This is a genomic window from Bifidobacterium imperatoris, assembly GCF_002860405.1.
In the GTDB taxonomy this organism is placed as follows: domain Bacteria; phylum Actinomycetota; class Actinomycetes; order Actinomycetales; family Bifidobacteriaceae; genus Bifidobacterium; species Bifidobacterium imperatoris.
This window is the reverse complement of sequence record NZ_NMWV01000005.1, coordinates 1-25,355: the sequence shown is the minus strand read 5'-3', so window position 1 is coordinate 25,355 and position 25,355 is coordinate 1. Positions and strand designations below refer to the sequence as shown.

At 57.2% G+C, this 25,355-nt stretch carries 17 protein-coding genes and 2 pseudogenes; 5 read left to right on the top strand and 14 right to left on the bottom strand.

The window, feature by feature from the left end:
• Positions 1-114 precede the first annotated feature (114 nt).
• Both Tam1G_RS01330 and Tam1G_RS01325 read right to left on the bottom strand, forming a co-directional pair.
• Positions 115-582: pseudogene (locus Tam1G_RS01330) on the bottom strand (MarR family winged helix-turn-helix transcriptional regulator); the annotation flags it as partial.
• Between the two features lie 203 nt (positions 583-785).
• The gene (locus Tam1G_RS01325; RefSeq protein WP_101625185.1) at positions 786-3,038 is read right to left on the bottom strand and encodes an exo-alpha-(1->6)-L-arabinopyranosidase; all 2,253 of its coding nucleotides are present in this window, start codon (positions 3,036-3,038) and stop codon (positions 786-788) included.
• A gap of 241 nt (positions 3,039-3,279) precedes the next feature.
• Between Tam1G_RS01325 and Tam1G_RS01320 the strand changes: the two genes are divergently transcribed.
• Complete coding sequence (locus tag Tam1G_RS01320) at positions 3,280-3,873, top strand: TetR/AcrR family transcriptional regulator (RefSeq protein ID WP_101625184.1); 594 nt, start codon at positions 3,280-3,282, stop codon at positions 3,871-3,873.
• A gap of 11 nt (positions 3,874-3,884) precedes the next feature.
• On the opposite strand, the gene Tam1G_RS01315 is transcribed toward Tam1G_RS01320, so the two are convergent.
• Positions 3,885-4,535 (bottom strand): TetR/AcrR family transcriptional regulator, encoded by a 651-nt coding sequence (locus tag Tam1G_RS01315; protein WP_101625183.1) that lies wholly within the window; start codon positions 4,533-4,535, stop codon positions 3,885-3,887.
• Between the two features lie 197 nt (positions 4,536-4,732).
• Here Tam1G_RS01315 and Tam1G_RS01310 point away from each other — a divergent pair, with 197 nt between their 5' ends.
• The 3 genes from Tam1G_RS01310 to Tam1G_RS01300 all read left to right on the top strand — a co-directional run bounded on the left by Tam1G_RS01310 (position 4,733) and on the right by Tam1G_RS01300 (position 7,985).
• On the top strand, positions 4,733-6,004 hold the full coding sequence (locus Tam1G_RS01310; protein WP_101625182.1) for an MFS transporter: 1,272 nt from the start codon (positions 4,733-4,735) through the stop codon (positions 6,002-6,004).
• Between the two features lie 68 nt (positions 6,005-6,072).
• The gene (locus Tam1G_RS01305) at positions 6,073-7,002 is read left to right on the top strand and encodes an alpha/beta hydrolase (protein ID WP_242689598.1); all 930 of its coding nucleotides are present in this window, start codon (positions 6,073-6,075) and stop codon (positions 7,000-7,002) included.
• Positions 6,999-7,985, top strand: coding sequence for a TDT family transporter (locus Tam1G_RS01300; RefSeq protein ID WP_101625181.1), 987 nt, complete (start codon positions 6,999-7,001; stop codon positions 7,983-7,985). Before Tam1G_RS01305 ends, Tam1G_RS01300 begins: the two co-directional genes overlap by 4 nt.
• Positions 7,986-8,078: 93 nt before the next feature.
• Here Tam1G_RS01300 and Tam1G_RS01295 read toward each other — a convergent pair whose 3' ends face one another.
• From Tam1G_RS01295 to Tam1G_RS01285, 3 genes are all read right to left on the bottom strand, one after another.
• The gene (locus Tam1G_RS01295; RefSeq protein ID WP_101625357.1) at positions 8,079-10,433 is read right to left on the bottom strand and encodes a glycoside hydrolase family 3 N-terminal domain-containing protein; all 2,355 of its coding nucleotides are present in this window, start codon (positions 10,431-10,433) and stop codon (positions 8,079-8,081) included.
• 137 nt (positions 10,434-10,570) lie between these two features.
• Positions 10,571-11,209 (bottom strand): TetR/AcrR family transcriptional regulator, encoded by a 639-nt coding sequence (locus Tam1G_RS01290; protein WP_101625180.1) that lies wholly within the window; start codon positions 11,207-11,209, stop codon positions 10,571-10,573.
• A 105-nt stretch (positions 11,210-11,314) separates the two neighbouring features.
• Positions 11,315-13,819 (bottom strand): glycoside hydrolase family 31 protein, encoded by a 2,505-nt coding sequence (locus Tam1G_RS01285; protein ID WP_242689597.1) that lies wholly within the window; start codon positions 13,817-13,819, stop codon positions 11,315-11,317.
• A gap of 191 nt (positions 13,820-14,010) precedes the next feature.
• Between Tam1G_RS01285 and Tam1G_RS01280 the strand changes: the two genes are divergently transcribed.
• Positions 14,011-15,282, top strand: coding sequence for an ATP-binding protein (locus Tam1G_RS01280; RefSeq protein WP_101625179.1), 1,272 nt, complete (start codon positions 14,011-14,013; stop codon positions 15,280-15,282).
• A 101-nt stretch (positions 15,283-15,383) separates the two neighbouring features.
• Here the strand turns inward: Tam1G_RS01280 and Tam1G_RS01275 are convergent, their stop codons facing one another.
• The 8 genes and pseudogenes from Tam1G_RS01275 to Tam1G_RS01240 all read right to left on the bottom strand — a co-directional run.
• Entirely contained in the window at positions 15,384-16,730 is a 1,347-nt protein-coding gene (locus tag Tam1G_RS01275; RefSeq protein WP_101625178.1) for a glycoside hydrolase family 30 protein, read from the bottom strand.
• 287 nt (positions 16,731-17,017) lie between these two features.
• Positions 17,018-19,153: a beta-galactosidase gene (locus tag Tam1G_RS01270; protein WP_101625177.1), complete on the bottom strand. Its 2,136-nt coding sequence runs from the start codon at positions 19,151-19,153 to the stop codon at positions 17,018-17,020.
• A 156-nt stretch (positions 19,154-19,309) separates the two neighbouring features.
• Positions 19,310-20,638 (bottom strand): MFS transporter, encoded by a 1,329-nt coding sequence (locus tag Tam1G_RS01265; protein WP_101625176.1) that lies wholly within the window; start codon positions 20,636-20,638, stop codon positions 19,310-19,312.
• A 280-nt stretch (positions 20,639-20,918) separates the two neighbouring features.
• Entirely contained in the window at positions 20,919-21,551 is a 633-nt protein-coding gene (locus Tam1G_RS01260) for a TetR/AcrR family transcriptional regulator (protein ID WP_033891387.1), read from the bottom strand.
• Between the two features lie 105 nt (positions 21,552-21,656).
• Positions 21,657-22,697, bottom strand: coding sequence for a Gfo/Idh/MocA family protein (locus tag Tam1G_RS01255; RefSeq protein WP_242689596.1), 1,041 nt, complete (start codon positions 22,695-22,697; stop codon positions 21,657-21,659).
• A 21-nt stretch (positions 22,698-22,718) separates the two neighbouring features.
• A complete protein-coding gene (locus tag Tam1G_RS01250) occupies positions 22,719-24,026 on the bottom strand; it encodes an L-lactate MFS transporter (protein WP_033891346.1) in 1,308 nt (435 codons plus the stop codon).
• A gap of 62 nt (positions 24,027-24,088) precedes the next feature.
• On the bottom strand, positions 24,089-24,943 hold the full coding sequence (locus Tam1G_RS01245) for an SDR family NAD(P)-dependent oxidoreductase (protein WP_033891347.1): 855 nt from the start codon (positions 24,941-24,943) through the stop codon (positions 24,089-24,091).
• Between the two features lie 154 nt (positions 24,944-25,097).
• A pseudogene (locus Tam1G_RS01240) lies at positions 25,098-25,355 on the bottom strand (integrase catalytic domain-containing protein); the annotation flags it as partial.

Genomic DNA, 25,355 nt, shown 5'->3' with positions numbered 1-25,355 from the left:
CCGGTTCCACGGCTTTACGCGAGCGTTCAATGGCTGCTTCAGTGGCAGCCGCGCTGTCTTCCACGGTCGCATTGCCAGCCGAAGCAACACGCTTGGTTGCGTTAGTGCTCATTTACTCTCCTCCTTCATATCCTGTTCGTATTCTCGTTGTGCGGCATCGATGTTCGCCCGCATGCGTCTGACACAATCACGCAAGGCGGCTTGTTCGCTATCCGTCAGGCCTTCAACCAGCAGATGTTCCACACGCTCACCATTGGCTTTCAGGTCGGCCACGATGGAATCCGCCTTGTCGGTCAAAACGATGCGTTTGAGTCTGGCATCATGGGCCACCGGCTCGCGCACAATCAGACCTTTCTTTTCCATCAGCGTCAATACGCGGGATGCAGTGGAACGCGTGATGCAGAATTTCTGCTCTATGGTGTGCTGGTAGATGTCGCGGTCGCGATTGCGCGCCAGAAAGATGATGATATGGGCGTTGCCACCGGTCGCGATACGCGCGGATTCCGGCATGCTTTCACCTAAATATCGATCTACGGCTTTGCTTAGTGAGCGCATTTCGATGCTGAGAGCATGATGATCCATATCGCTCCCCCATTCGATTGCCTTATTGTTTGTGATAGTTGCGCTGCATCTGCAACTGTTGTATATGCAACGAAACAGTGTAATGCGCACCACATACAACAGTTGCACATGCAACAATCAGCGTGTCGCAACAGCACAACGAAACACAGAGCAGAACAGAACAAAAGGCTCCCCTCAGCGAGGGGAGCCAAATCGTGCGTTCCTTACTTATTCAGTTCGGCGTAGCCGTTCAGCAGGAACTTGGTGACGTCCTTGCCGGCTTCACCCATCAGCGTGGGCAGCGAGTTAATCGGCATGGAGTTCAGGAACATGCGCATCATGGCGTTATCGGTGAGCTTCGGCAACTTGCCGGCCTCGCCTGCAGCGGTCAAGTCCTCGACCACCTTGGAGCCGACCGGATCGGCGGACCATTCGCCGAAGGTGGACCATTCGGTCAGCGGCTGGGTCTTGCCGTCGCCGTCGAGCTCCACGCTCACCGTTGCGGCGATGTCACGAGAGCTCGTGCCAATTTCGATGCCGTATTCGCCGGCTTCCACATGCCAGTCGTTGAACTTCTCGGACCAGTAGGCGAACGCGCGTTCGTCAAGGTCGATGGTCACGGTTGCGGATTCGCCGGCCTTCAGGAACACCTTCTTGAAGCCCTTGAGTTCGTGTACCGGGCGCGCAACGTCCGCCTTGCCGGGTGCCACGTAGACCTGCACGGTTTCGGCGGCATCCACCGCGGAGGTGTTGGTCACGGTGGCGGTTACGGACGCGGTGTTGGCGCCGGTCTTGGCGGCAGAGATATCGGAGACCTCGAAGGTGGCATAGCTCAGGCCGTAGCCGAACGGGTAATCGACGGCCTTCTTATAGGTGTCGTAGTAGCGGTAGCCCACGAACACGCCTTCGCCGTAGTCCACATGGCCTTCCTCGCCCGGCCAGTTGAGCATGCTCGGGTCATCATTGATGTCCAGCGGAATGGACTGGGCAAGCTTGCCGGAGGGGCTCACCTTGCCGAAGATCACATCGGCGAGCGCCGGGCCACCGGCCTGGCCGAGCAGCCAAGATTCCAGAATGCCCTTGGCATACTGGGCCCACGGGTGCACGGAGACCACGGAACCGTTGGAGAGCACCACGGCCACGTTCGGGTTCACTTCGGCAACGCGGCGCAGCAGTTCGATCTGCTTGGCCGGCATGTCGAGGTTTTCGCGGTCGAAGCCTTCGGATTCGGCGGCTTCCGGAAGCCCCAGGAACATGAGTACCTTGTCGGCGGTCTTGGCGGTTTCAATGGCTGCAGCTTCCAGCGCCGGGTCCGCAGGCTCAAGATCGAGCGTGAAGCCGGGGGCGAAGCTGGCCTCGATGCCGCGCTCGGCAAGCGTGTCAAGGAAGCTGGTCATCTTGGTGGGGGTGATGTGCGAAGAGCCACCGCCCTGGTAGCGCGGGGTGCGTGCGAATTCGCCGATGACCGCGATCTTCTCGCCTGCGCTCGGGTCGAGCGGCAGGATGGCTTCATCGTTCTTGAGCAGCACCATAGATTCCACGGCGGCCTGATGGGCCACTTCGTCGTGTGCATCCACGTCGAAACGGTAGCCGTCAATGCTCATGGCGGCACGGGCCTTGTTGGTCAGATCGATCATGCCCTGAGCCATACGGTCCAGTTGGGCCGGAGCGATGCGGCCGTCGCGGGCGGCGTATACCACCTGATCGTCGGTGTAGCTTGGCGGCATTTCAAGGTTCAGACCGGCGTTCAGGGAGGCCACGCGATCGTGGTCGGCGCCCCAGTCGGACATGACGATGCCTTCGAAGCCCCATTCGTCGCGCAGTACGTCGGTCAGCAGCCAATGGTTCTGAGAGGAGTGCACGCCATTGATACGGTTGTAGGAGCACATGATGGTCCACGGCTGAGCGGTTTTGACGATGTGCTCAAATGCCGGCAGGTAGATTTCACGCAGAGCGCGCTGGCTGATGCGAGCGTCCACGCGCAGACGGTCGGTCTCCTGATTGTTGGCTGCGAAGTGCTTCAGGGACGTGCCTACACCCTTGGATTGCACGCCGGCAACGATGCCGACCGCTTCATGGCCAGCCAAATACGGGTCTTCGGACCAGTATTCAAAGCAGCGGCCTCCGAGCGGGTTGCGCTTGATGTTCACACCGGGGCCGAGGATCACGGCCACCTTTTCTTGAATGCATTCCTCGGCCATTGCCTCGCCGACCTGATGAATGAGTTCCGGGTTCCATGAACTGGACAAGCCAGCGGCCGGAGGGAAGCAGGTGGCCGGCACGGAGTCATCCAGATCGGTTTCGCCGGTGCTGGAAGCCAGGGATTTGCGCAGACCGTGAGGGCCATCGGTAATCATGTAACCGGGGACGCCCTTGGACTCGACACCCTGCAGATGCCAAGCGTCACCGCCGGAGGTGAGGGATGCTTTCTCTTCGAGGGTCAGGTCCTTGACGGAAGGGTAGGTCTGCTCGCTCATGGGAACCTCTTTCTTTGAGTTGTGCGATATCAGTCAGTCCGTGCGGCCCGGAATCAAGCACCATTGCGCAGCGCTTAACTATCCGTGGTATTCACCCGTGGCAATCATCCATGAATCCCAGATGGTGAATTCCAGGTCGTTTTCTCTCGACCAACCGGTTGGTAGGTAGATTATCAAATTCAGAACCACAACACGCCAGAATCATTTGAAAACACTACTAACCAACCGTAAGGTTACCTTCATGAACAGTACCTCTCCCACTACGCAGACCGATGATCGCCGCAATGCCATCATCGAAGCCACCGTCGAATCATTCGGCAAACTCGGCTACTACGGCACTTCCCTGCAGCGCATCGCCACTGAAGTGGGACTCACCAAAGCCGGGGTATTGCATTATGTGGGCAGCAAGGAAGGCCTGCTCAGCCTGGTGCTCAGTGAAGTCTACGACAAGGAAACCGTTGCGCTTACCGCTGGCATGGTGACTGAAGAACACCCACTGATACCCGATATGTTGCGCCGCGTGGTGGCAGTCAATGCAAAGCGACCCTCACTGGTGCACATGTTCTCCACCTTGAGCGCCGAAGCATTGGACCCCGATCACCCTGCGCACGCCTACTTCGCCGATCGCGAACGGCAGACCGTGGCCAATGCGCAGAACATCAATTGGTTCGTGCCGGACAACGTGAACGTGGAGCATATTCTGCAGGCGAGCTTCGCCATGATGGATGGTATTCAGTTGCGCTGGCTGCGCTCCCCTGGGCAGGATCTCAATGCCATGTGGAGCGATTGCGAGGCGGTGCTATTCCCGCTGCCGCAATGGAACGGGTATCGGTAAACCGCAGCGCCCTAGCGGCAACCTTCCCATTCCGGCAATGGATAGAAGAAGTCCTCGCACACTTTCCAGTGCTGTTCCAAATCAAAATCATTCTCACCCAGCCAACGCATCTGCAGGCCATCAAGCGCACTACCCATCGTGAGGTACAAATCCACGATCGCCTTGGGATCGCGATACCGCTCCGGTACATTCCACTCAATGTTCGCCACATTATCGCGGCCCCTCAAACCACGTTGCGCAAAATAATCGTGGGCAGGATGCCGCGGATCCATAGCCTCGGCGCGCAGCACCAAATACAGTTGCGTCAGCCGCGGATTATCCAGCGCCTGCTTAACCGACGTGCGATAAATAGCGGGGAAAGATTGCGGCCGACCGGTCTCGCGATAATCGCTGAACATGGCTTCCAAGCATGCCTGCGTGGGATTATCGGATTCAAACTGCCCCAGTACCAGCAGCAATAGTTCATTCTTGTTCTTCACATGGCGAAGCATGCCGGCTTGGGTAATGCCGATGCCATCGGCGATCTCTTGCAGCGAGGCTCCATAGAATCCGCGCTCTGCAATGACTTTGGTTGCCTCGCGAATGATCTCCTGCCGTCGTTCATCACCACTCTTGCGTCGACGAATCGCGCGTCCGGTATCCGGAGAGGCAGCGGCAGCCATAATCACCCTTTCCCTGCATGAAATTTCACTCTCACGCCATCATAGCGGAGTCAGAAAACCCTTGCATAGCAACGGAACACGCCGACCACCGCAGTCTCATTGCCGAAAAGTGCGCCCCTCGCTATCATCTCCTTTTGTAAGTAAGTACTTACTTACTTGAGACAACGGGGTTCTCAAGTTTTACAAGGAGGTTCACAATGTCCACCAACGCACCAAAGACCAAGGCATGGAGGCCGTGGTTCGTATTCGCAGGCTGCTGCGTGCTCTCATTCATCGGCTTCGGCCTCATCGTCAACACCCAAGGTCTGTACTTCAACGCACTGTCCGCGGAATTCGGTGTCGGCCGTTCCCAGGTCTCCCTGCCGCTTTCCATTGAGCAGATCACCGCAGCCATCACCATGCTGTTCGCAGGCGCACTGCTCAAGAAAATCGACTCGCGCATCGTAATCAGCGTCTGCATCGCACTTGCCGGCGGCGTGTTCATCTTGGGCTCCACTTTCACCGCCATCTGGCAGTTTGATGTGGCCTTCGCCGTGCTCGGCGTCGCCTACGTGATTCCCATCGCTTTGACTCCGCCGGTACTGCTTTCGAACTGGTTCAACAAGAAGCTTGGTACGGTTATGGGTATCGGTATGGGCATCTCCGGCATCGGCGGCGCCATCTTCAACCCGGTCGTCTCCAACCTGATCACCGCCCAGGGCTGGCGTACCGCCTACCTCATCACCGGCATCGCCGTGCTCGTGTGCATTCTGCCGTTCTCCATCTTCGCGCTGAAGTTCGCTCCGGATCCAACCAAGGGTGAACTGCCGTACGGCTACGAGGAACAGGCCGGCAATGGTACCGCCACCAACACCGCCGCCCAGGGTCTCGACGCCAAGAAGGCCTTCATGACCCGCGCCTTTATCTTCCTGTCCATCGCCATCATCATCCAGCAGTTCTCCAACTCCCTGCTGCAGCACATCTCCGCTCACGAAGTGCAGTACGGCTTCACCCTCTCCCAGGGTGCACTGGTGATGACCGGCACCCTGCTCGGCGCCGCCACCGGAAAGATGCTCATCGGCATTCTGCTCGATCACCTGAAGCCGGCCGTCGTGGTCTCCCTGTTCACCTGCATCGGCATCCTCGGCTGGGGCGGTCTGCTGATCTCCCACATGCAAGCGCTGTCCATCGTGGCGGGTCTCTTCGCCGGCATCGGCCAGGGCTTCGTGCTGGTCGGCATCCCGTGGGTCATCCGCAACTCCTTCGGTCCGAAGGACTACAGCACCATCCTGTCCATCATCTCGATGTTCGGCTCCTTCGCCAACGCGGCATTCACCACGCTGCACGGTACGCTGTTCGACTCCACCGGCAGCTACGTGGTTTCCATCTCCGGCGGCATCGTCATCTACGTCATCGCAGCCGCACTGGTCATCGCCGCATACACCGGCCGCCCGTTCCGCGAGAACAAGGAACTAGCCGAAGCTCAGTAATGAGCCGCATGCATCCGCTCCACGAACTGTAACGTATTACTCAACGAACTGAAATATAAGGAATAACCATGATTGTCGATCGTCAGGAAGCCATTGATCTGCTGGCCGAACGCGCCGCGCTGATGGCCAAGAACGATGCGCCGCATCTTGCCGCTCAGATTCTGCCGGAAGGCATCGAATCCATTAAGGATCTCCCCTATTTAGAGGATGGCCTGTCCGATCACCTGCTGGATATCTACCGTCCGGAAGGCGCTGCCGAAGGCGAGCCGCTGCCCGTGTTCATCGATTTCCACGGCGGTGGCCTCTACTACGGCACCAAGGAGAACAACCTGTGCCGCGACATGATTCTGGCCGGCAAGGGCTTCGTGGTGGTCAACGCCAACTACCGCCTTGTGCCGCAGGTGAGCTTCTTCGACCAGATTGGCGACGCTCTGGCGGTCATGGCTTGGGTCAAGGATCATGTTGCCGAATATCAGGGCAACCCTGATCAGGTGTTCGTTACCGGTGATTCTGCAGGTGCCACACTGGCCATGTATGCACTGGCCGTCAACAATTCCAAGGTGGTGCGCCAGCGCTGGTTCATGCAGCCCAGCGGATTGGACGTTCGCGGCTTCGTGGCAACCTCCGGCATGTTCCGCCTGGAAGGTGGTGTCTATGAGCCGTTGATCAGCTATTACACCGCCGCCTACTTCACCAAGCCGAGCGAAATCATCGCCATCGCGCCATACAAGAACGATCTCGATCGCCTCATCGTGGACGGCAACCTGCCTCCCACCTATCTCATCACCAGTGATGAGGATGTGCTCGCCGACAATTCCCTGGAATTGGCCCGTATCATGGTGCACCGCAATCGCGATTGCGAGCTGCGCATGTGGCCGCTCGGCCAAGGTAAGGTTCTGGGCCATATCTTCAACGTGACCCAGGCCGGCGATGCTTCCAACGCCGAGGCTTTGGAAGTCATTGACGATATCGCTCGATTCGCACGGCGGTACCTGTGAGCGCCGCAGCATGCGGCATGAAAATCGCTAGCGCCACACCGCTTCCCCAAGCTGGTGTGGCGCTAGCCGCTTTTTCATACGGAAATCTTGCCGCTTCTCTACTGCCGGAATTCTGGTGGACTCCGATACATATTGTGAGCGCCATATTAGGTTTGATGCTGCTGATACCGGTATTAGCCAAACATTGCATAGCCATCCGCAGCACCACGGTACGCACCTGTCTAGCTACCGACTATCGCAATCCAATGATTGCGCCATTGACTACTACCATGCCGATGGCTCTTATTACTTTGGGAACGTACTTCGCTCACTTTGGTTCTTTTGGATTGCGCTGCGCACAAATCATCTGGTGGTGCGGGGTGCTGTGCATCGCTTCGCTAATGGTCTATTTTGCTTGGCGGTTCATAGTGCGTGAGTTCCATTTGACGTCTGTGTGCCCTGCATGGCTGGTTGGATTCGTTGGCATTCTGGTGGCCGCTGTGACTTCCGGAACCGTTGGACTCGCATGGGCAGGTCATAGTATTTTTGTCATCGGTTTCGTCATCGATATCATCATGCTGGTGTTGATTTCCAGCCGTATCGCCTGGCATGGTTTGCCAGCTGGCATCAGACCGACGATGACCATTTACAGTGCGCCCATCAGTCTTTTGGTTGCCTCGTATTACAGCACAAGTGCCACACATAATCCTATATTTATGCTGATGCTGCTCACTTGTTCGCAGTTCTTATTTGCATTCGTCGCGGTACTGCTGCCGTGGATGCTGGCCACTCCCCCATCTCCCGCGTATGCGGCGTTCACCTTCCCCTTAGTGATCACCGCCACTGCTCTGCAGGATGCGCTGCTTGTTTTTAAGCAGGCTGGTTGGCATGTACCACTGTGGGCACATGGGGTGCAGCTTGGTGAAACCGCTCTTGCCGGAGTCATGATCATCTTGGCAACGGTGGTATTTGTGCGCATAGGCAAACGCGCGGTGCTTTCGTGATGCGAGTCGCATATATATGATGATGCCCTGTTCCTTGATTAAGGAGCAGGGCATCATCATATCCGAGGATTCTCGGTGACTACTAGCCGATTGCTATGCCACGGTGAAGGTGGTGCGCTTCAGGTCTTCACGGCGGGATGAATGACCGATGAGCAGCTCGAATTCGCCGGGCTCCACAATGCGGTTGGCTTCGGAATCCACGATGGTGCAGTCGGCCACCGGGATATCGAAGGCAACGGTCTTGGTCTCGCCGGGTTCAAGTGCCACACGCTGGAAGGCCTTCAGTTCGCGGTCGGTCCAGCTGTAGGAAGTCACGATGTCGCCGATGTAGGACTGCACGACCTCGGTGCCGGCCACTTCACCCGTATTGGTCAGGGTGATTTCGGCGTGCACGGTATCGGTTTCGGTAAAGGTACCGTCTGCGTTGGATGCGCTACCCGTGATGGTTGGCTCGCCATATTCGAAGGTGGTGTAGCTCAGGCCTTCGCCGAATGCGAATGCCGGATCCTGGGTGAGGTCAGCGTAGCGATCGCCATGCTGGCCGCGCACCTGGTTGTAGTAGACGGGCAGCTGGCCGGCGTGACGCGGGAAGGTGACAGGCAGGCGGCCAGATGGGTTGGTAATGCCGAAGATGATTTCGGCGATGGCCTGACCACCCTTCATGCCCGGGTTAGCGGCCCACAGAATCGAGCCGGTGCCGGTTTCAGGGTCGCTCACACGCTTGGCGAACACACCGTTCTCCCCCACGATGGATGCAGGCAAGATCTGCGGCTTGGAGCTCACCAGCACGGTGACCATCGGCTTGCCGGTTTCCTTGGCCACAGCTGCAAGCGCGTTGAGCAGCGCGTTCTGGCCACCGAGCAGTTCGAGGGTGGCGGTGGAGCAGGTTTCGCCGGTGAGCTGCACGGTATCGCCCACCACGGCCACGATCAGGTCGGACTGGCGAGCGTTGGCCACGGCTTCGTCGAGCATTGCCTGATCGACTGCGGCGGAGACACCGATCTTCGGGCGAGGCTGCCCATCTGGGTAGAGTTCACCGGCCGGATCGGTAACGAGGTCCACGATGTTGGCGCCGCGGGAGTACACGACTTCAGTGTCTTCGCCGGCAAGCTGCTTGATGCCGTCGAGCACGGTGGTGATCATCTCGCGCGGCTGTCCGTCCGGCATCCAGGAGACCTGGCCGGAGTTGCCGGTCCAGTCGCCGAGCTGGTTTTGTGCGTCATCGGCCAGTGGGCCGACCACGGCGATGCGCTTGGCCTTGTTTGCAGCGAACGGCAAGTTGCCGTCGTTGCGCAGCAGTGCCACGGCTTCGCGAGCCAGTTCGAGGTTGATGCGCTGGTGTTCCTCGGAGCCGATGATGGTCTTGATGCGTTCGGCATCAGGCAAGCGCGGGTCCTCGAACAGGCCGAGGCGGAACTTCAGGGCAAGAATGCGGGCGACGGCTTCATCAATCAGGGATTCGTCCAGCAAGCCGGTCTTTACGGCTTCAATGGCACCCTCGTAGAACTGCGGGGTGGTCATGACCAGATCGTTGCCGGCCTTGACCGCGTCTGCGGCAGCGTGCACATAATCCGGCTTGACCTTCTGCTCCCAGACGGAGCGGCCGACGTTATCCCAGTCGGTGATCAACGTGCCGTTGTACTTCCATGCGCCGCGCAGCTTATCGGTCAGCAGCCACTTGTTGAAGGTGACCGGCACACCGTCGATGGATTCGTAGCCGAGCATGAAGGTGCCGCAGCCTTCCTTGGCCACACGCTCGAATGGCGGCAGGAACCAGGATTCGAGCTTGCGGTGAGACAGGTCAGCCTCGGAAGCATCGCGTCCGCCTTGGGTTTCGGAATAACCGGCGAAATGCTTGGCGCAGGCCAAAATCGCATCCTTCGGAAGCTTCTCGCCGGCCTTGGCGCCACCCTGATAGCCCTTGACCATAGCGGAGGCGAGCTCACCAATCAGCGTTGGATCCTCGCCGAAGGTTTCATCCACGCGGCCCCAGCGGGTGTCGCGGGCGATGCACAGCACTGGGGAGAAGGTCCAGTGCACACCGGTGCAGGAGACTTCCTCAGCGGTGGCGCGGCCTGCAGCACGCACCTTTTCAGCATCCCAGCTCAGTGCCATGCCGAGTTGCGAAGGGAAGATGGTGGCTCCAGGCCAGAAGGAGTAGCCGTGGATGCAGTCATCTCCGATGACCAGCGGGATGCCGAGGCGGGTTTTCTCGTTGACGGTTTTGACCGCGCGCGGCAGATCTTCCGGACTGGTGTGCAGGATGGAGCCGACGTGCTTATTGACGATGAGGTCATCCAGATCGCCACCGCGCGCGTCAAGCTGCATCATCTGGCCGACCTTCTCTTCCAGCGTCATGCGGGAGAGCAGGTCTGCGATGCGCTCGGACGCAGGCAGTTCAGGATTCTTGTAAGGCAAGGTTTCGGCGGTTGCGGTGTTTTCGGTCATGGCAGTTTCGCTTTCTTCGATGAAATCGAACATCTTTAATTACCGATTGGTAGTTTAACGCGATATGAGAAACAACACGCGGAAAATAGCGAAAGCTTTGCCCCAGGGAGGCATAACGAAGCAGTAACTGCGCGTAATCAGCGATAGCCGTCCCACAGGGGCGACGGGAACAGCAACGGCTCGAATTCAGCCCACTCCTCGTTCAGGTCAATGGCGGGTTCGCGCAGCCAGCGCAACTGGATGCCATCCATGACCTCCAGCGCTTTGCGCACCGTGGGGCGTACTTCATCGAACGAAGAGAATGATGGAGGAATGCGCCAGTCAAAGCCGGAATAGTACTCCCAAATCGAGTTCTGGCGATCGGCAAACTCCTCATGCAGCGGGTGATCGGGGTTAAAGGTTTCCACCTGCAGCACGGAAAATAGCTGCACCAGCATGCGACGCTGGGAATTGTAATGCACCAGATATCGCAGATAGGCCGGTAGACGAAGATCGTCAACAGTGGATCCCGGAAGCCCGGAAGACTTGAATTCGCTGACGTTGCCGCCCTCGTTATAGTTCTCGAGGTACACCATCGAAAGCATATTGTCTTTGCTGCCAATGTATCGCAGCACGCCCTGCTTGGTGACGCCTACTGCATCCGCCACATCCTGCACCGAAATGCCGTTGTACCCACGTTCAGAAATCAGGCGCACTGCGGCATCGAGAATCTCACGTTTGCGCTCAAGCGGCGATTTACGAACTCGTTTGTGATTGGAAGTGGTTTCTGCAGCCATAGCTGCCTAGTGTATCCCACTTCATTACCAAGCGGTAATGAAGGGCTCCCACTGCGAAATGCAATGGGAGCCTGCTTTAATGGTCATTAGATTGCCGCGGATTCGTCACACGGTGCGCAACAATGGCTCAGCCACGGCCTGAATCACTGAAATCGGCATATGCGAGTCATCGAAGTCGTGGCGAGGATGGCTGCTGGCCTTGCTTTCCAGCGTATGCAATGCCCCTAATGCCCCGGCACCGTTCTCGCGGATAAGCGAGTATGCACGCTCTTTGGTGAGGTAATCGATCTGCGCGTCGTACAGTACACGGAATGCGTCTTCGATGGCCGGATCTTCCGCAATGCTCAATGCGCCCGAAACCACAACCCGCGCAACGGTCGGAACATCGGTGAGGGTAACCGTCAGACCAAATGTATCCGCATCATACGAAGTCTGGATTTCAACAGGCTCACCATCTACAGTAACCACAAGATCAGCCTGCGCCACACCTTGGAAGGTGATGCTCCAGGCGCGATATTCGGGGACGGCTGCAGTATTGCCAGCCGCCGGCTCGATGACGAAACTGGAGAGACCATCAGCCTCATGCCAAGCAAAGGTCATGGCGGTGGCGGCCAATGCCGATTCGTCTGGGCGAGCCTGATTGGAGCCATCGTCTTCCTTGAGCGTAAACGCGCCAGAAGCACCAGGGAACACCAACACCTCGAGATGCACCGGATTATCGACGGAGTTCTCGCGACCATTCAGCTCATCCAGCTGCTGCAACGGCACGATGCCGCCCGCCTTGGCAAACACCGGCATACCATCAAGCCCGCGCCACACCTCGAATTTACGACCGTTGGCCGAACGGGATTCATAGCGACGCCCGGTAAAGAAGTCGAACCAGGTGCCCTGCGGCAACCAGACATCCGCTTTGGCCAACTGCACATCACGGTCGGCAGGCGTGACAATCGGAGCTACAACCAGTTCCGTACCGAAGCGGAATTCCTGCTCCACACCGTAGGCGTTCGCATTCTCAGGAGATTGCCAATACATCGGCTCAACCAGAGGGCGGCCTTCAGCCGCAGCACGCCAATTCATCGTGTACAAGTACGGCAGGAGCATGTGGCGAAGTCGCAGCGCCATATCCATTGCCGCTTCCGCCTCAGCATGGAAGTTCCAGGGTTCCTTGCCATTGAACGGCGAATCAGTGGAGTGAAGTCGGTTAATCGGGCTGAATGTGCCGAGCTGATACCAGCGGGCTTCGAGCTCCTCATCGCGGTAGCCGAACATGTGGCCGCCGATGTCGTGGCTCCACCAGCCATAGCCGATGTTGGATGCGGTGGAGGTGAAGTACGGCTGGAATTTCAGCGATTCCCAGGTAACCACCGTGTCGCCGGAGAAACCGACCGGATAACGATGCGAGCCCGGGCCTGCGTAGCGGGAGAAGGTGAGCGGCCAATGGCCATCACGCCCAGAATCAAGGTAATGCATATGGTTAAGCATCCACAATGGATCCAAACCCTTTTGACGGGTCACACCGCCCTGCTGCCAGTCAAGCCACCAGAAATCGGTGCCCATGTTTTCAAGCTTATGATGCAGCCGGAAGTACGCATCCATGAATCGTGGGCTGGTCAAATCGAATTCCACCGGCTCTTCGCTCTTGGGGTCGATTCCCATATGCTCAGCCACTTCGGCGTAGCCATCTTCGAAAGCACGAATGCCATCGCGCGGATGAACGTTCAGCGTGGTTTTGAGGCCGTGCTCGTGCAGAGTGTGCTGGAATCGTTCGGGATCGGGGAAGAACTTGCGGTTCCAGGTGTATCCGGTCCAACCGGAACCGTATTTGGAATCCACGTCATCCACGAGATGCCAATCCATGTCGATAACGGCGGTGGTGAACGGCAAACCCTCCTGTTCGAAGCGATCTACCAGCTCCAGATATTCGGCCCCGGTGTAGCGATGGTAGCGGCTCCACCAGTTGCCAAGAGCGAAACGCGGCAACAGCGGAGTCGGACCGGTCAGGCGATAGAAATCCTGCACAGCTTCAATGAAATGGAGACCATAACCAAAGAAGTACAGGTCGATGCCATCGTTGTCACGCGGAACCACCCAAGTGCCGAACGGATTGGTCTCGCCTTTGACTTCGGCAGCCTCATCGCCATCAACGATGATGTTGGAAGCTGAGTCGTCGATAACCGCCCAGCCATCATGCGAGATCACGCCGAGGCCAAGCTCCGTCTCGCCATTCACTTCATCGAGCGTGCGAGCCGTTCCCCTTAAGTTACCGCGCTGCACATCCCCGTAATGCCAGGTGTTCATCTGGGAGTTGGACACGCCTTTGACCACAATGCTCAGGCCTTCCTTGCTGAAAGGCCGCATATCATAAGTCAAACGCAAAGACGGCGTATCAACGATAAGCAGCCCATCGCGAACGGCTTGAGTGAAGCATGGGGTCTCACCAGCAAAGTTACGGTCGACGACCATTTGCGTGGCATGATTCTCGAAGTGGCCGTCGCCTTGCCATTCGAGGCGGATAAGCGATTCCGTAAGGATGCCAATACGCCAGTGGTCACCTTGAATCACCGCAGCCTGGTTCATGCCGGGATTAGTCGCAAGTTTCGGAAAGGCCATGCCGAGCTCCTTCGCATAGTGACGCCTGAATTCATGACAACGATATCATTCACAGTCGCCAAATCATGGCATCAAACATATCGCGCAACAGTGCAACTCGATTATAAAGTTGTTCATCATATTGTTCAATTATCCTGCATATAGTAATATCAAATAATATATTTGACATTTTATAAAATCAGGAGGATAAAATGAATCAGCTCAATAACCCTATTACCCCTGGTTACATTCCCCGCCCGGATTTATTGAATCGAGTGCTCGCCCATCGAAACACACCGGATATCAAGGTCATTATCGGAGTCAGGCGCTGCGGTAAATCGACGGTGCTCGCCATGCTGGCCGACGCTTTGACTTCCGATGGCGTTCCGAGCCAAAACCTGTTCTACAAGCGATTCGACGCATTCGACATTCCTCTTGATTACGATGCCACAGATTTACATGAGGAACTTATCCAGGCGACCGAACGCGCCGATACAGCCTACCCCTTTACCGTAATGCTCGACGAAATCCAAGACGTCCCCGGATGGGAAAAGGTCGTCAGACGTCTGCATACGCGCGAAAACACTGACGTCTATATCACTGGATCCAATGCCAACCTGCTTTCCAGCGATCTGGCCACCTATCTCACCGGTCGATATATTGAAATTCCCACATTCCCTTTGTCGTTCAGCGAATACCTTGATTTCTCGCACAGCACCAAAGAAGCACAGGACCGTTCCCAAGACGATTTACTCGCCGACTACTTACTCTATGGCGGCATGCCAGGCCTCTTCGCACTGCGAGAAAGAACCACGGAATCCATAGGAGCCGAGCTACGCGATATCTATCAATCTATCTTGTTCAAAGACGTTGCCCAGCGATACAACATACGCGATCTTAATAGTCTAGAAAAACTGAGTCGGTTCTTGTTCTCCACCTCTGGTTCGCTATTTTCCGCGCGCAACGTGGCCAATACCATGACCAGTGCCGGACAGTCCATCAGCGCTGGAACCGTCATCACCCAAGTTGATGCTCTATGCCGCGCATTTCTGCTGTATCGGGCCAACCAAGAAGGCATGCAAGGTAAAACAGTGCTACGCCCGCTGAGCAAATACTACCCAGTCGATAATGGTTTCAGGGGACTCGCAACAGGATTCTCTCCACGCGATGTTGGCGCCCGTTTGGAATGTGCCGTGTACATGGAACTAATCCGCCGTGGATATACGGTCAGCATCGGGACCAGCGATACATCGGAAATCGACTTCATCGCATCGCGCATTGCATCAGGTGGCATGCAAAAGCAATATATTCAGGTCACCGCAAGTTTATTGGACGAAAACACCCGTGCACGTGAATTTGCCCCACTTGTATCCCTCACCGACGCCTTCCCCCGAATCATCATCACCCTTGACCCGTACTCGGCCGGAATCAGCGAGGAAGGCATCACCGTGGTCAACGCTAAAGATTGGCTACTCCGCGATTAGACAATATACACATACTGCCCATAAGAAACTGCGCCCTGATTGTTGGGTCGCAGTACTGCAACAACAATCAGGGCGCGGTTCATTCAGGATGCTGAAATCAATCAGTCAAGCACGAAGGTGTTGAAGGAGCGCGGAGCGAGCGTGACCTTGAGGCCGCGGGATGCGTCGGTCGGGTCGGCGAACTCGAACGGCATCTCGTTTTCGAGTGCGTTCTGGGCCACCACGACCACCGTGCCGTCCGGGTTGCGGAAAGCGATGGCCATTGAGTTGAAGTGGCCGGTGGTGCCGAGCAGCTTGGCGCCTGGACGCACGTACTTGGAGAAGTGGCGCATCACGTAGTATTCGGGGTTGCGGCGCACTTCGTGCGTGTCGGCGGTGATGGTGAACAGGGAGTTCTGCCACCAGCCCCAAGTGGAATCCTGATCGTCCAGGATCATGTTCCAGTAGGTGTATGCGGTGGCGCCGTTGCGGAAGTAGTGGTTGATCAGGTGGAATACGTATTCCGCGTACTCCCAAGTGTTCTGACCGTCGCCGCACTCGGATTCGGACTGGATGAGCTCAATCTCCGGCCAGGATTCGTGGGTGCGGGCGATGCAGTTCTGGCCAGCCCACTGGTAGGCAATGCCCTTGATGTAATGGCGGGCGCCGTCATCGAAGAGAATGTTGTCCACAAAGCGGTTGTAGTTGTTGAGGGCCATGCCGTAGCCGCCGCCGGTCCACTTCATGTCTTCCGGGCCGTTGAGGGTGCCCAGCCAGATGTCGGTGTCGAGGCCGGCTTCATCGAAAGCGGGGCCGAGGTAGTCGCGAATGAAGACCTTCAGGGCTTCAGCGTCCCACAGGGCGCTCGGGAACTTCTGGTCGGCAAACACCTCGTTCTGCACATGCAGCTGGTTCACGGTGATGCCGTGCTCGGCGTAGGCCTGAATGTACTTGACCAGGTACTTGGCGTAAGCCTTGAGGTTCTCCGGAGTCTGGATAAGGCGACCGTAGTTGTAGGCCTTCGGGCGCTTCATCCAGGTCGGCGGGGACCACGGGCTGGAGAACAGACGCATATCCGGCTGCCATTCCTGAGCACGGTGGATGTATGGAATCAGAGTTTCCTCGTCGCGCTCGACGGAGAAGTGCTCCATGCCATAATCACCTTCGACCTCGTCGTAGCTGTACCAGTGGTCAGCGAAGTCGTTGGCGGCCACGGGTGCGCGGTTGAACGTGAAGTTCATTTCTTCGGGGTCGAAGAGCTCCTTGATGATCTGATCGCGTTCAGCTTCGGTCACGGTCTGCAGCGGCAGCCAGCCGAGTTCGTTGAAGCAGCCGCCGAAGCCGCGCAGCGACTGGTATTCGTTGCCGTCGAGCTGCAAATCGGCAGCGGCAGTCGCACCAGTGGCTGCGACTTCGGCCGAACGATCCACAAGCTTGGCGTCCGGGGTGGTGGCGATCCATGTGGTCATGATGGATTTCCTTTCTTTGGATGGTTACGCGGTTATTCCAGCCGCGCTGCTCTTCATTGAGTTATGCTTCTTCGCCGTCAGGTGACTTCTTTATCTAACAGCTACTAGATATATGATAGCGCAAGGTACAACTAGGAAACACCAGCATGTCTTAATTATTGTGAATATCTTATGTTTTATTTATCTACCTTTTAGTAGTTATTAGACATCGCACACATTGCCGCACACAGCAAAAAGGCTCTCCTTCAATCGAAGGAGAGCCAAAAATCACAGGGACCAATCAATCATCAATCAATGATGATAGCCAGGTTCCAGCGCGGAATCGTCAGCTCCTCACCAACCTGAACGCTCTTGCCCGGACGAACGGCGAGCGCAGCGGAGGCCGCTTCATCCACAGTGCCATCCGAACCAATAACCTGAGGTGCCACGACCACCGAACCGGCCACCGGGCTGGGGAAGGTCACCGTATCGGCAGAATAATTGAGCAGGTAGGTCACGGTTTCGCTGGCCTGGTTCACACCTTGGCGCACGGTGATGGTGCCGGCGAGCGGCAGACCGACCGGACGGATACCAGCATGTTCCACAGCCTCGCGCACCACCGCACGCATGGTATCGGCATCCAGCAAGGTGCCGATCCATTCGGCGCTGCCCTGACCGAATTGATGACGGGTCACTGCCGCATAGGATTCCCATGCATAGTGGCCGTAGCGGGCAAGCACTTCGGTATTGGCGGCGGCATCTACCTTCAGCAGTTCGATCAATGCTTCGGCCTGAGCTGCCGCGGTGCCGGCCAGTGTGGCATCGTCTGCAAACTCAACGGCAACACGGTTCTTCGGGCGGGTGAACTGGTTGTAGGTCAGGCCGAATACGTCTGTCAGGTTGTGCGGTGCGCGATCATCCCAGACCGTGACCTCATCATCGGTGACGAACGAGCGCATCGTGGAAAGCAGATGGCCACCGTTCGCCACGAAGTCGCGCAGGCGCGCAATAGTCTCCTCCGGCGTGCAGTAGAGGGCCGGGGTCACAATCATGGCGTACTGCGCAAGACGCTCGGCGGGGGCGTCCACCGGCAGGAAGTCGCACTCCACGTTGAACTGGAAGAAGGCATCGTAGACGCGGCGCACAATGTCGTTGTAGTTGACGCCCACTCCATCCGGGAAACCGGTTTCCACACGGAACCATTCCAATGCGGAAAGCGACTCGTTGGAGACCATGATGGCCACCTTGTTGCGCTTGGCGAGATGCACTAGACGCCCGCCTACGGCAATGTCCGCAACCTCGCGGCCGAATACGCCGGCCTCTTCGTAGGTCGGGTTCGATTCCATGTCGTGGCTTAAGAGCCCCTTCCAATAGGTTTCGAAGGAGTTATGGATGGAGTGCCAATGCCAGTATTCCACCATATCCGCGCCGGATGCCAAGTGCGAGTAAGCCTGCAAGCGCAGCTGACCGGGGAACGGCACCCAGCCGTGCTGGCCTTGCGCCTCGGTCTCAAGCACCAGATAGTTGGCACCGTTCTTGGTGGAGCGGGTCACATCGCCGCCGAAAGCGATTTCGGTGCCGGTAAGCTCATCCTCGGTTGGATGGTAAATGTCCACGCCGGTGATGTCCACGGCCTTGGAAGCCTTGAAATGATCGACGGCCGGTTGGATGCCGTAGGAGTAGCCGCGCCATTCGAAGTCGAAGTTCTGGGTTACGAACTGGTCCTCGCGGGCGTATTCGCGCACGATATCCGCCTGCCATGCGAGGAATTCAGCCACCTGCGCACGGCGGAAACGGTCGAATTCGCCGCGCAACGATTGGTTGATCGTATTGGTCACATCCGGGAAGTCCTCCCAAGCGTCCACACGGTTGGACCAATAGTCGAGCCCAAAGTGGGCGTTCAACGCACCCAGATCATCATGGAACTTGCCGCGCAGGTATTTGATGAACAACGCCTGCATATCAGGGCTTACGGAATCGTAATACTTGGTTTCGTTGTCCACCTGATAGCCGATGACCGCCGGATGGTTGGCTACATGCTCAATCAGGCGGCGAATCACGCGTTCGCCATAGTACCGGTAGGCAGGGTTGACGATATCCATGATCTGGCGCGGGCCGTACTTACCGGGTCCTGCCGGAGTCTCGGCCAGTACATCCGGGTGCATCTTAACCAACCATGAGGGCACCGCGTACGTGGGTGTGCCGACGATCACGCTGATGCCGTGGCGATGTGCGGCCTCCAGCGCACGGTCGACATGGCTGAAATCGAATACGCCCGGCTGTGGCTCGCAGGTGCTCCAGGTTGATTCGGCGATACGAATCACGTTGATGCCGGCCGCATCCATCATGCGCATATCGGTTTCGATACGGTCCTGCCCTGCGGGCATGTATTCGTCATAGTAGGCTGCGCCGAACAGGATGCGGTCAACGCTGGTCTTGCTCATCGTAAGGTCACTCCCCTGCTGTGGTTGGGTTTGATTTGATTTGGTTGTACGTAATGCTGACTGGAATGTATGGAAACGGCCGGTCCACTGGATTGATTCAAGCGGACCGGCCGCAGCCGAGAGGGTTATTGCATGGTTTCGCGTTCTACGCGAGGCTTACTTGACGCCCTTGATCATCATGATGAACACGCAGCCGAGCAGCGCGAACACGATGGAGATCGGGAAGGCGGCGGCGTAGCCGAGGGTCATGGTGATTACGGACATGAGCACCGGGCCGAGCATCTGGCCCAAGGTGGTGGCGAGGTTCAGCACACCGAGATCCTTGCCTGCCTCTTCCTTGTTCGGCAGCACGTCGACGTTCAGGGCCTGATCCACGGAGGAGTAGACACCGTAGCCGAGGCCAGCGATGCCGGCGTAGAGGAACATGCCCAGCGTGGTCGGCATGATCCACGGCATAGCCATACCGATGGCGAACAGCACGGAAGCGGCAACGACCGGAATCTTACGGCGGCCGATGAGGTCGGAGATCGGGCCGGCGACCACGGAACCGCCAAGGGAGACGACCATAGTGATCACGGACATGGTGGCCATTGCGGCACCGGCAGCGGTGTCATCAAGGCCGATGTACTTCTGGAAGATGAGCAGCTGGTAGACGGTGATCATCTGGTAGCTCAGCAGCATGCAGATACGGCCGGCGAATGCCTTGTAGAAGTCGTGAGCGGTGGAGAACTTCGGCGGAATGAAGCTGCGGAGCACGTCGGAGGCCTTGCCTTCATCCTTGGGCAGGAAGTCTGCGGAGGATTCCTTCGGCACGATGATCACGGCAACGATGCCGCCGAGGAACATCAGGATGCCGGCGAGAATGAAGCCCGGGAACGACTTCAGGATGAAAGCAGAACCGATAAGGGTACCGATCGGAGCACCGCAGGTCTGGCCGGCGCCGAAGAAAGCGGACATGGTGCCACGCACGTTCATCGGGATACGGTCGGAGATCATGGCGACCAGCGGGGCAATCATGGCGTTCAGACCGAACATGCACAGGCAGTAAATGATGGTGATGGCCACAGCGTTGGTGACCATGCCGGTCAGGAACAGGGTCACACCGCCGAGAATGGCGCCGAGCACGATGAACGGAGTACGGCGGCCCCACTTGGAGCGGGAACGATCGGACAGGGTGCCAAACAGCAGGTTGGAAACCAGGGAGGCGACTGCAGTGCAGGCGTTGATTACACCGGTCAGGCCTTCAACATCCGGGCCGAAGATGGACTGCAGGTGCTTGGTGAGCAGCACGGCGGAAACGATGGCCAGACCGCTCATCCACAACAGGCCGAAGACCAGGAAGCCGGCGCCGAAACGAATCAACGTGACCTTATCCATCTGCTTGCCGGTTTCGGGAGACAGCGACGGATCCTTGTCCGCCGCTTCGATATTCGCGTTAAAGGCCGCCAGACGCTCGTCTGCGGGGATTGCGGTTGAAGCACTCATCCTTGAACCTCGTGTTCCTTATTTCTTCAGTGTCTGCTTTGACATGTATCTAACATGCATTAGATATGCCATTAGCATAAACCTGAAAACATTCTTTGTCAAATTGTTATATAGCAGGTATTAGATAGCTAATAAACATTGCAATTCCAACGATTATCAACCAGTAAGCGCCTTTTGCGACACGCGGAAATGATTTTATCTAGTAAAGACTCTTCAGTAGAACAGCAGCATGAGCGGCGCCGCCAACACCATTGTTGACGGCATTCCACTCATCACAGCGTCAACGATAGTTATCCCAGAGGGGTGAAGGGAAAATCAGCGCTTCAAATTTCAGCCATTCATCATACAAATCCACGGGAGGCTGACGCATCCAACGCAGCTGAGTTCCATCCATAGCCTCAATGCACAGACGAACTATCGGCTTCATGGAATCCTCCCACGAGCCCAGTTGAGAAGGAATCACCCACGGATAACGGCAATAATGATCCCAAACCGCTTCCGGACGATTCTCGAAGTACTCGAACAACGGATGCTCGGGGCTGAACGCCTCGGATTCAAGGCTCATGTACAAGCGCACCAATTCGCGCCGCTGCGCGTTATACCGAACCAAATACCTCAGATATGAGGGGAATAGCAGACGATTGGGGTCACTGCCCGGCAATCCTGATTGCATAAAGTCGTCAGGCGTGCCATATGTATCGTAATTGTCGGTGATAAGCATCGACAGCAGGCCTTCTTTATTGCCGATATAATGCAACAGGCCCGGCTGGCTCATGCCTACCGCATCAGCCACGTCTTTTAGGGATGTGCCATAATAGCCCTTCTCCCCCACCAGACGTACTGCGGCTTGCGCAATCTCGCTGCGCCTTTCCTCGGGACTTTTACGCACCCTCTTCTGCTTCGCTGCTACCATGCGAGCCATTATATCGAATGTTTATTCGATAAGCGTCATTCTCTACAAAAAGATGTGGCTCTCCTTAGACCGAGGAGAGCCACAAAGTCAGCTTTCAATCGTCAACTACAGACGAACAAGCTCGCCACCGTCCGCCGCCTGTTTGACGGCGTTCAGCACTTCCAATGTTTTAATCGCATCCTCAGGAGTGACCAGCGGCTCCTCCTCTGCACGAATCACACGCTCGAAATGCTTCAGTTGCAAACGGTGCGGCAGTCCTTCGCGCACGCCCTGCACCTCGCATACGAACGGCTTGGTCCAATCGCTCACGCCACCGGCATGAGAGAACAGGTGCAAGCGCGGCAGGGAAAGCGAGGCCTTGGTGCCCATGATGTAGTAGGCGTCGGTGTCATATGGGGCAAAGAATGGATTCTCGCGCGCGGTGGATTCCCAATTCCACGGGCTGGCCGCCGAATCAGACAAGGTAATGGTACCCAATGTGCCGTTGGCGAATCGCACGGTGGCCACAGCGGAATCCTCCACTTCGAAGCCACGCGCCGAATTTGCGGACATGCCTTGGATTTTCACCGGCTCGCCGATGAGATAGCGCATGAGATCCACATCGTGCACCATGTTCACCAGAATCGGTCCCGCGCCTTTTTGCCTGCGCCACGGAATGTCATAGTAGGTATCCGGCTTGTACAGGTTGTACAGGATTGCAACGGTCACGATTGTGCCGAGTGCACCAGATTCGATGATTTCCTTGGCACGGCGAACCTTGGGATTATGGCGGCGATGCTGGCCCACCAGCACCGGTACGCCGGAGGCACGTGCTTCGTCGGCAAACGCGCGGGCGTCATCCAAATCATCGCTGATCGGCTTCTCCACCAAGGTCGGAATGCCACGCTTTACGGTTTCGCGGGCCATCGGCACATGCAGATGGTTCGGGGATGCGATGACCACACCATCCAGTGCGGTGCATTCCAGCATTTCCTTATAATCAGCGAACCACGGCACTCCGGCATCCTTGGCCACTTGCTCGGTGGCGGGTACCGGATCGGCGATAGCCACCAATCGCGCGTCGGCATCGTCCTGAATGTAACGGATATGGTCGCGTCCCATAGCGCCTGCGCCAATAACGGCCAGTCGAAGTTGTTCTGTCATCATTGCTCCTTAATTGACACTTCTTTACTTCCTCACCGGCATCATCGTGCCGGCTTTCTTAACGTGGGCGGCAAGCAGCAGCACAATCACCAAGCCAAGTACGGTGATGCCGGCAGCCGCATAGAACGCGATGCGGTATCCGTAAGCTTCGGAGTGCAGGCCGGTGGCTAAGCGGGGACCAATCCATGCGCCGAGCGCATAGCCGAGGAACATGATGCCGTAATTGACACCAAGATGCTTGGTACCGAAAGTTTCACCGGTCAACGGCGGATAGATCACCAGCAGTGCGCCGAATGCGAAGCCGAGCACAATCACGCAGATCATGAAGAACACAGCGTTATAGGCGAACGACATGGCAATCATGGCGAGCGCGGTGACTACCAGCATGAGCGATAGGCATTTGAATGCGCCGAACTTGTCATACAGTGCACCGAACGTCAGGCGGCCTAGGAAATTGGAGATGGTGGAGATGGATACAGCCATTGCGCCGAATGCGGCCGCGGTCATGGTACCCACAGCTCCAACATGCTCCTGTGAGATGGAGGAGACGGCACCCACGAGCATGGTGCCAGAGGATGCCGCCATAGCATAGACGGCGAGCAGAATGTAGAAGCGCGGCGAGGCGAGCATGGCTTTGAAATCAAAGCTTCCATCATCGCCGGCCTTGGTCGAAGCAGCAGCTGCCGGCTTGTCGGCGACTGGCGGCTCCCAACCCTTGGGGCGGTAGTCTGCCGGAGCTGGATGCACGAACAGCGAGCCCAAGGTGATGGTCACCCAGAAGGTGACGCCGAGAATCTTCAGCGCATTGGATACGCCGAATGCACTGGACAGGGCGTTGGCCACCGGAGCAAGCGTAGCCGGTCCGATGGCAGCTGCGGCCAAGAGGATGCCGGATGCTTTGCCTCGAATATCCGGGAACCAGCGCTGTGCGGTGGTGAGCGCCGGGTTGTACACCAAACCGTTGCCCACAGCTGCAATCAAACCGTGGCAGATATACAGCATTGGCAGACTGTCGGCAATGCCGGTCAGGAACCAACCGAGACCGAAGACGAAACCGCCGACGAGCATGACTGTACGCGGGCCGAATTTATCGGAGATGCGCCCGGAGAAGATGCCGGTGACGGCCATAACCGTCTGGAAAATAGAGTATGAGAGGCTGACTTCGGCGGGCGTCCACCCGTGTTGTTCGGAAAGCGGGTTCAGGAAGACACTGAACAGTGCAATGGAGGCCACGAAGAACATGACCACGAATGCGGCAGACAAGACGCCGTAACGGTTGGGCTCATGTTTGGCAGCCGCATTGGAGCCGGAAACTGCTGTAAGGGAAGTCATTAAACAATCCTTTCTGCGCTGTGGTGGAATTGCGATCCAAGCGTTGACTTTGGTGGGGTGGATTACAGCAGTCCGCGCTGCTTCAGGGAATTGATGGCGAACTGACGGCGGCCGCCCGGCTTGGGTGTGAGATCTCCCATCATGAGATGGAATCCGCCGTCTACGCTGATTTCATCGCCGTTGACGAAGTCGGAGCGCTTGGATGCGAGGAACGCCACTGCATTGGCGATATCCTGAACTTCGCCGATACGGCGGGATGCAATCAATCGTTCGCGCTCTTCGGTCACCTTGGGGTCGGCGTAGAAGGATGCGCTCATCGGCGTTTTAACGAAGCATGGGCATACGCAGTTGGAACGAATGCCAAACGGTCCCCATTCCGCGGCGATCATTTTTGAGAGCATGCCAAGGCCGGCTTTGGCGCATGAATAGGCACCGGAGAAGGTTTCCGGCGAATGCGAGGCCACGGTAGAGATGTGCACAATGCGTCCGGTCTTATGCTCCAGCATCACTTTGCCGAAGGCTTGCGAAAGAATGAATGCACCAGTCAGATTCACATTGATGACATCCTTCCAATCGGAAAGCGGCAGATCTTCCAACGGAGCGAAACGCAGAATACCAACCGTATTGACGAGCACATCTACAGTGCCGAAATCCTCAACGACCTTATTTTTAAGAATCTCCACATCATCGGCATCGGAAACGTCGCAACCGTAGCCTCGCGCTTCAACACCATATTCGTCGGCAAGTTGCGCTGCATATGCGGCAGTATGTTCTTCGCTGATATCAACCAATGTCAATCGGGCTCCGGCGTGAGCCAGCTCGGCTGCAATAGCGGTACCCATGCCGCCTACCGCTCCGATGACTACGCATACATCACCGGATAATCCCAGCCAACTATTGTCTTTGTGCTCCTCCATGAGCGAACCTCCTGTGTTCGATCACTGTTGTCAGCGCACGCCACCGTGCGCTTATGTGCCAGGCTCGGCCGCATCCTCATTGATACCGAGGTGCCTCATTTGAAAATGAGCGCGTAATCCGGAGTGGTGCCTCACCTGTGGTGAGCGTGAAATCCTAGTCCGCGTCGGCTTGTGGGGTTTCGTCGTCTTCCGGTTCGACGCCCGCGATCCGGGCGAGCGTCTTGTTCAAGTATGCCATGTCCGGGCCCATGCGTCTGGCCAGCCGCGCGGTGCGCGGTGCCGCCAGTGCTTCGAGCCGGTCCTGGATGTCGTGGATGCGGCGGACGAGCTCGGCCGGGTTCACGGTCGCGAGCGTGTGTTCGATCTCCTCTCGCTTGTCGTCGGGTATGAAGCCGGGGCCGCCGGCGGCCCT

What these genes read in the sequence shown, in the direction of transcription:
- Tam1G_RS01325 (WP_101625185.1), bottom strand. Translation starts at nt 3,038, where the DNA reads ATGAGCGAGCAGACCTACCCTTCCGTCAAGGACCTGACCCTCGAAGAG.
- Tam1G_RS01320 (WP_101625184.1), top strand. Translation starts at nt 3,280, where the DNA reads ATGAACAGTACCTCTCCCACTACGCAGACCGATGATCGCCGCAATGCC.
- Tam1G_RS01315 (WP_101625183.1), bottom strand. Translation starts at nt 4,535, where the DNA reads ATGGCTGCCGCTGCCTCTCCGGATACCGGACGCGCGATTCGTCGACGC.
- Tam1G_RS01310 (WP_101625182.1), top strand. Translation starts at nt 4,733, where the DNA reads ATGTCCACCAACGCACCAAAGACCAAGGCATGGAGGCCGTGGTTCGTA.
- Tam1G_RS01305 (WP_242689598.1), top strand. Translation starts at nt 6,073, where the DNA reads ATGATTGTCGATCGTCAGGAAGCCATTGATCTGCTGGCCGAACGCGCC.
- Tam1G_RS01295 (WP_101625357.1), bottom strand. Translation starts at nt 10,433, where the DNA reads ATGACCGAAAACACCGCAACCGCCGAAACCTTGCCTTACAAGAATCCT.
- Tam1G_RS01290 (WP_101625180.1), bottom strand. Translation starts at nt 11,209, where the DNA reads ATGGCTGCAGAAACCACTTCCAATCACAAACGAGTTCGTAAATCGCCG.
- Tam1G_RS01285 (WP_242689597.1), bottom strand. Translation starts at nt 13,819, where the DNA reads ATGGCCTTTCCGAAACTTGCGACTAATCCCGGCATGAACCAGGCTGCG.
- Tam1G_RS01280 (WP_101625179.1), top strand. Translation starts at nt 14,011, where the DNA reads ATGAATCAGCTCAATAACCCTATTACCCCTGGTTACATTCCCCGCCCG.
- Tam1G_RS01275 (WP_101625178.1), bottom strand. Translation starts at nt 16,730, where the DNA reads ATGACCACATGGATCGCCACCACCCCGGACGCCAAGCTTGTGGATCGT.
- Tam1G_RS01270 (WP_101625177.1), bottom strand. Translation starts at nt 19,153, where the DNA reads ATGAGCAAGACCAGCGTTGACCGCATCCTGTTCGGCGCAGCCTACTAT.
- Tam1G_RS01265 (WP_101625176.1), bottom strand. Translation starts at nt 20,638, where the DNA reads ATGAGTGCTTCAACCGCAATCCCCGCAGACGAGCGTCTGGCGGCCTTT.
- Tam1G_RS01260 (WP_033891387.1), bottom strand. Translation starts at nt 21,551, where the DNA reads ATGGTAGCAGCGAAGCAGAAGAGGGTGCGTAAAAGTCCCGAGGAAAGG.
- Tam1G_RS01255 (WP_242689596.1), bottom strand. Translation starts at nt 22,697, where the DNA reads ATGATGACAGAACAACTTCGACTGGCCGTTATTGGCGCAGGCGCTATG.
- Tam1G_RS01250 (WP_033891346.1), bottom strand. Translation starts at nt 24,026, where the DNA reads ATGACTTCCCTTACAGCAGTTTCCGGCTCCAATGCGGCTGCCAAACAT.
- Tam1G_RS01245 (WP_033891347.1), bottom strand. Translation starts at nt 24,943, where the DNA reads ATGGAGGAGCACAAAGACAATAGTTGGCTGGGATTATCCGGTGATGTA.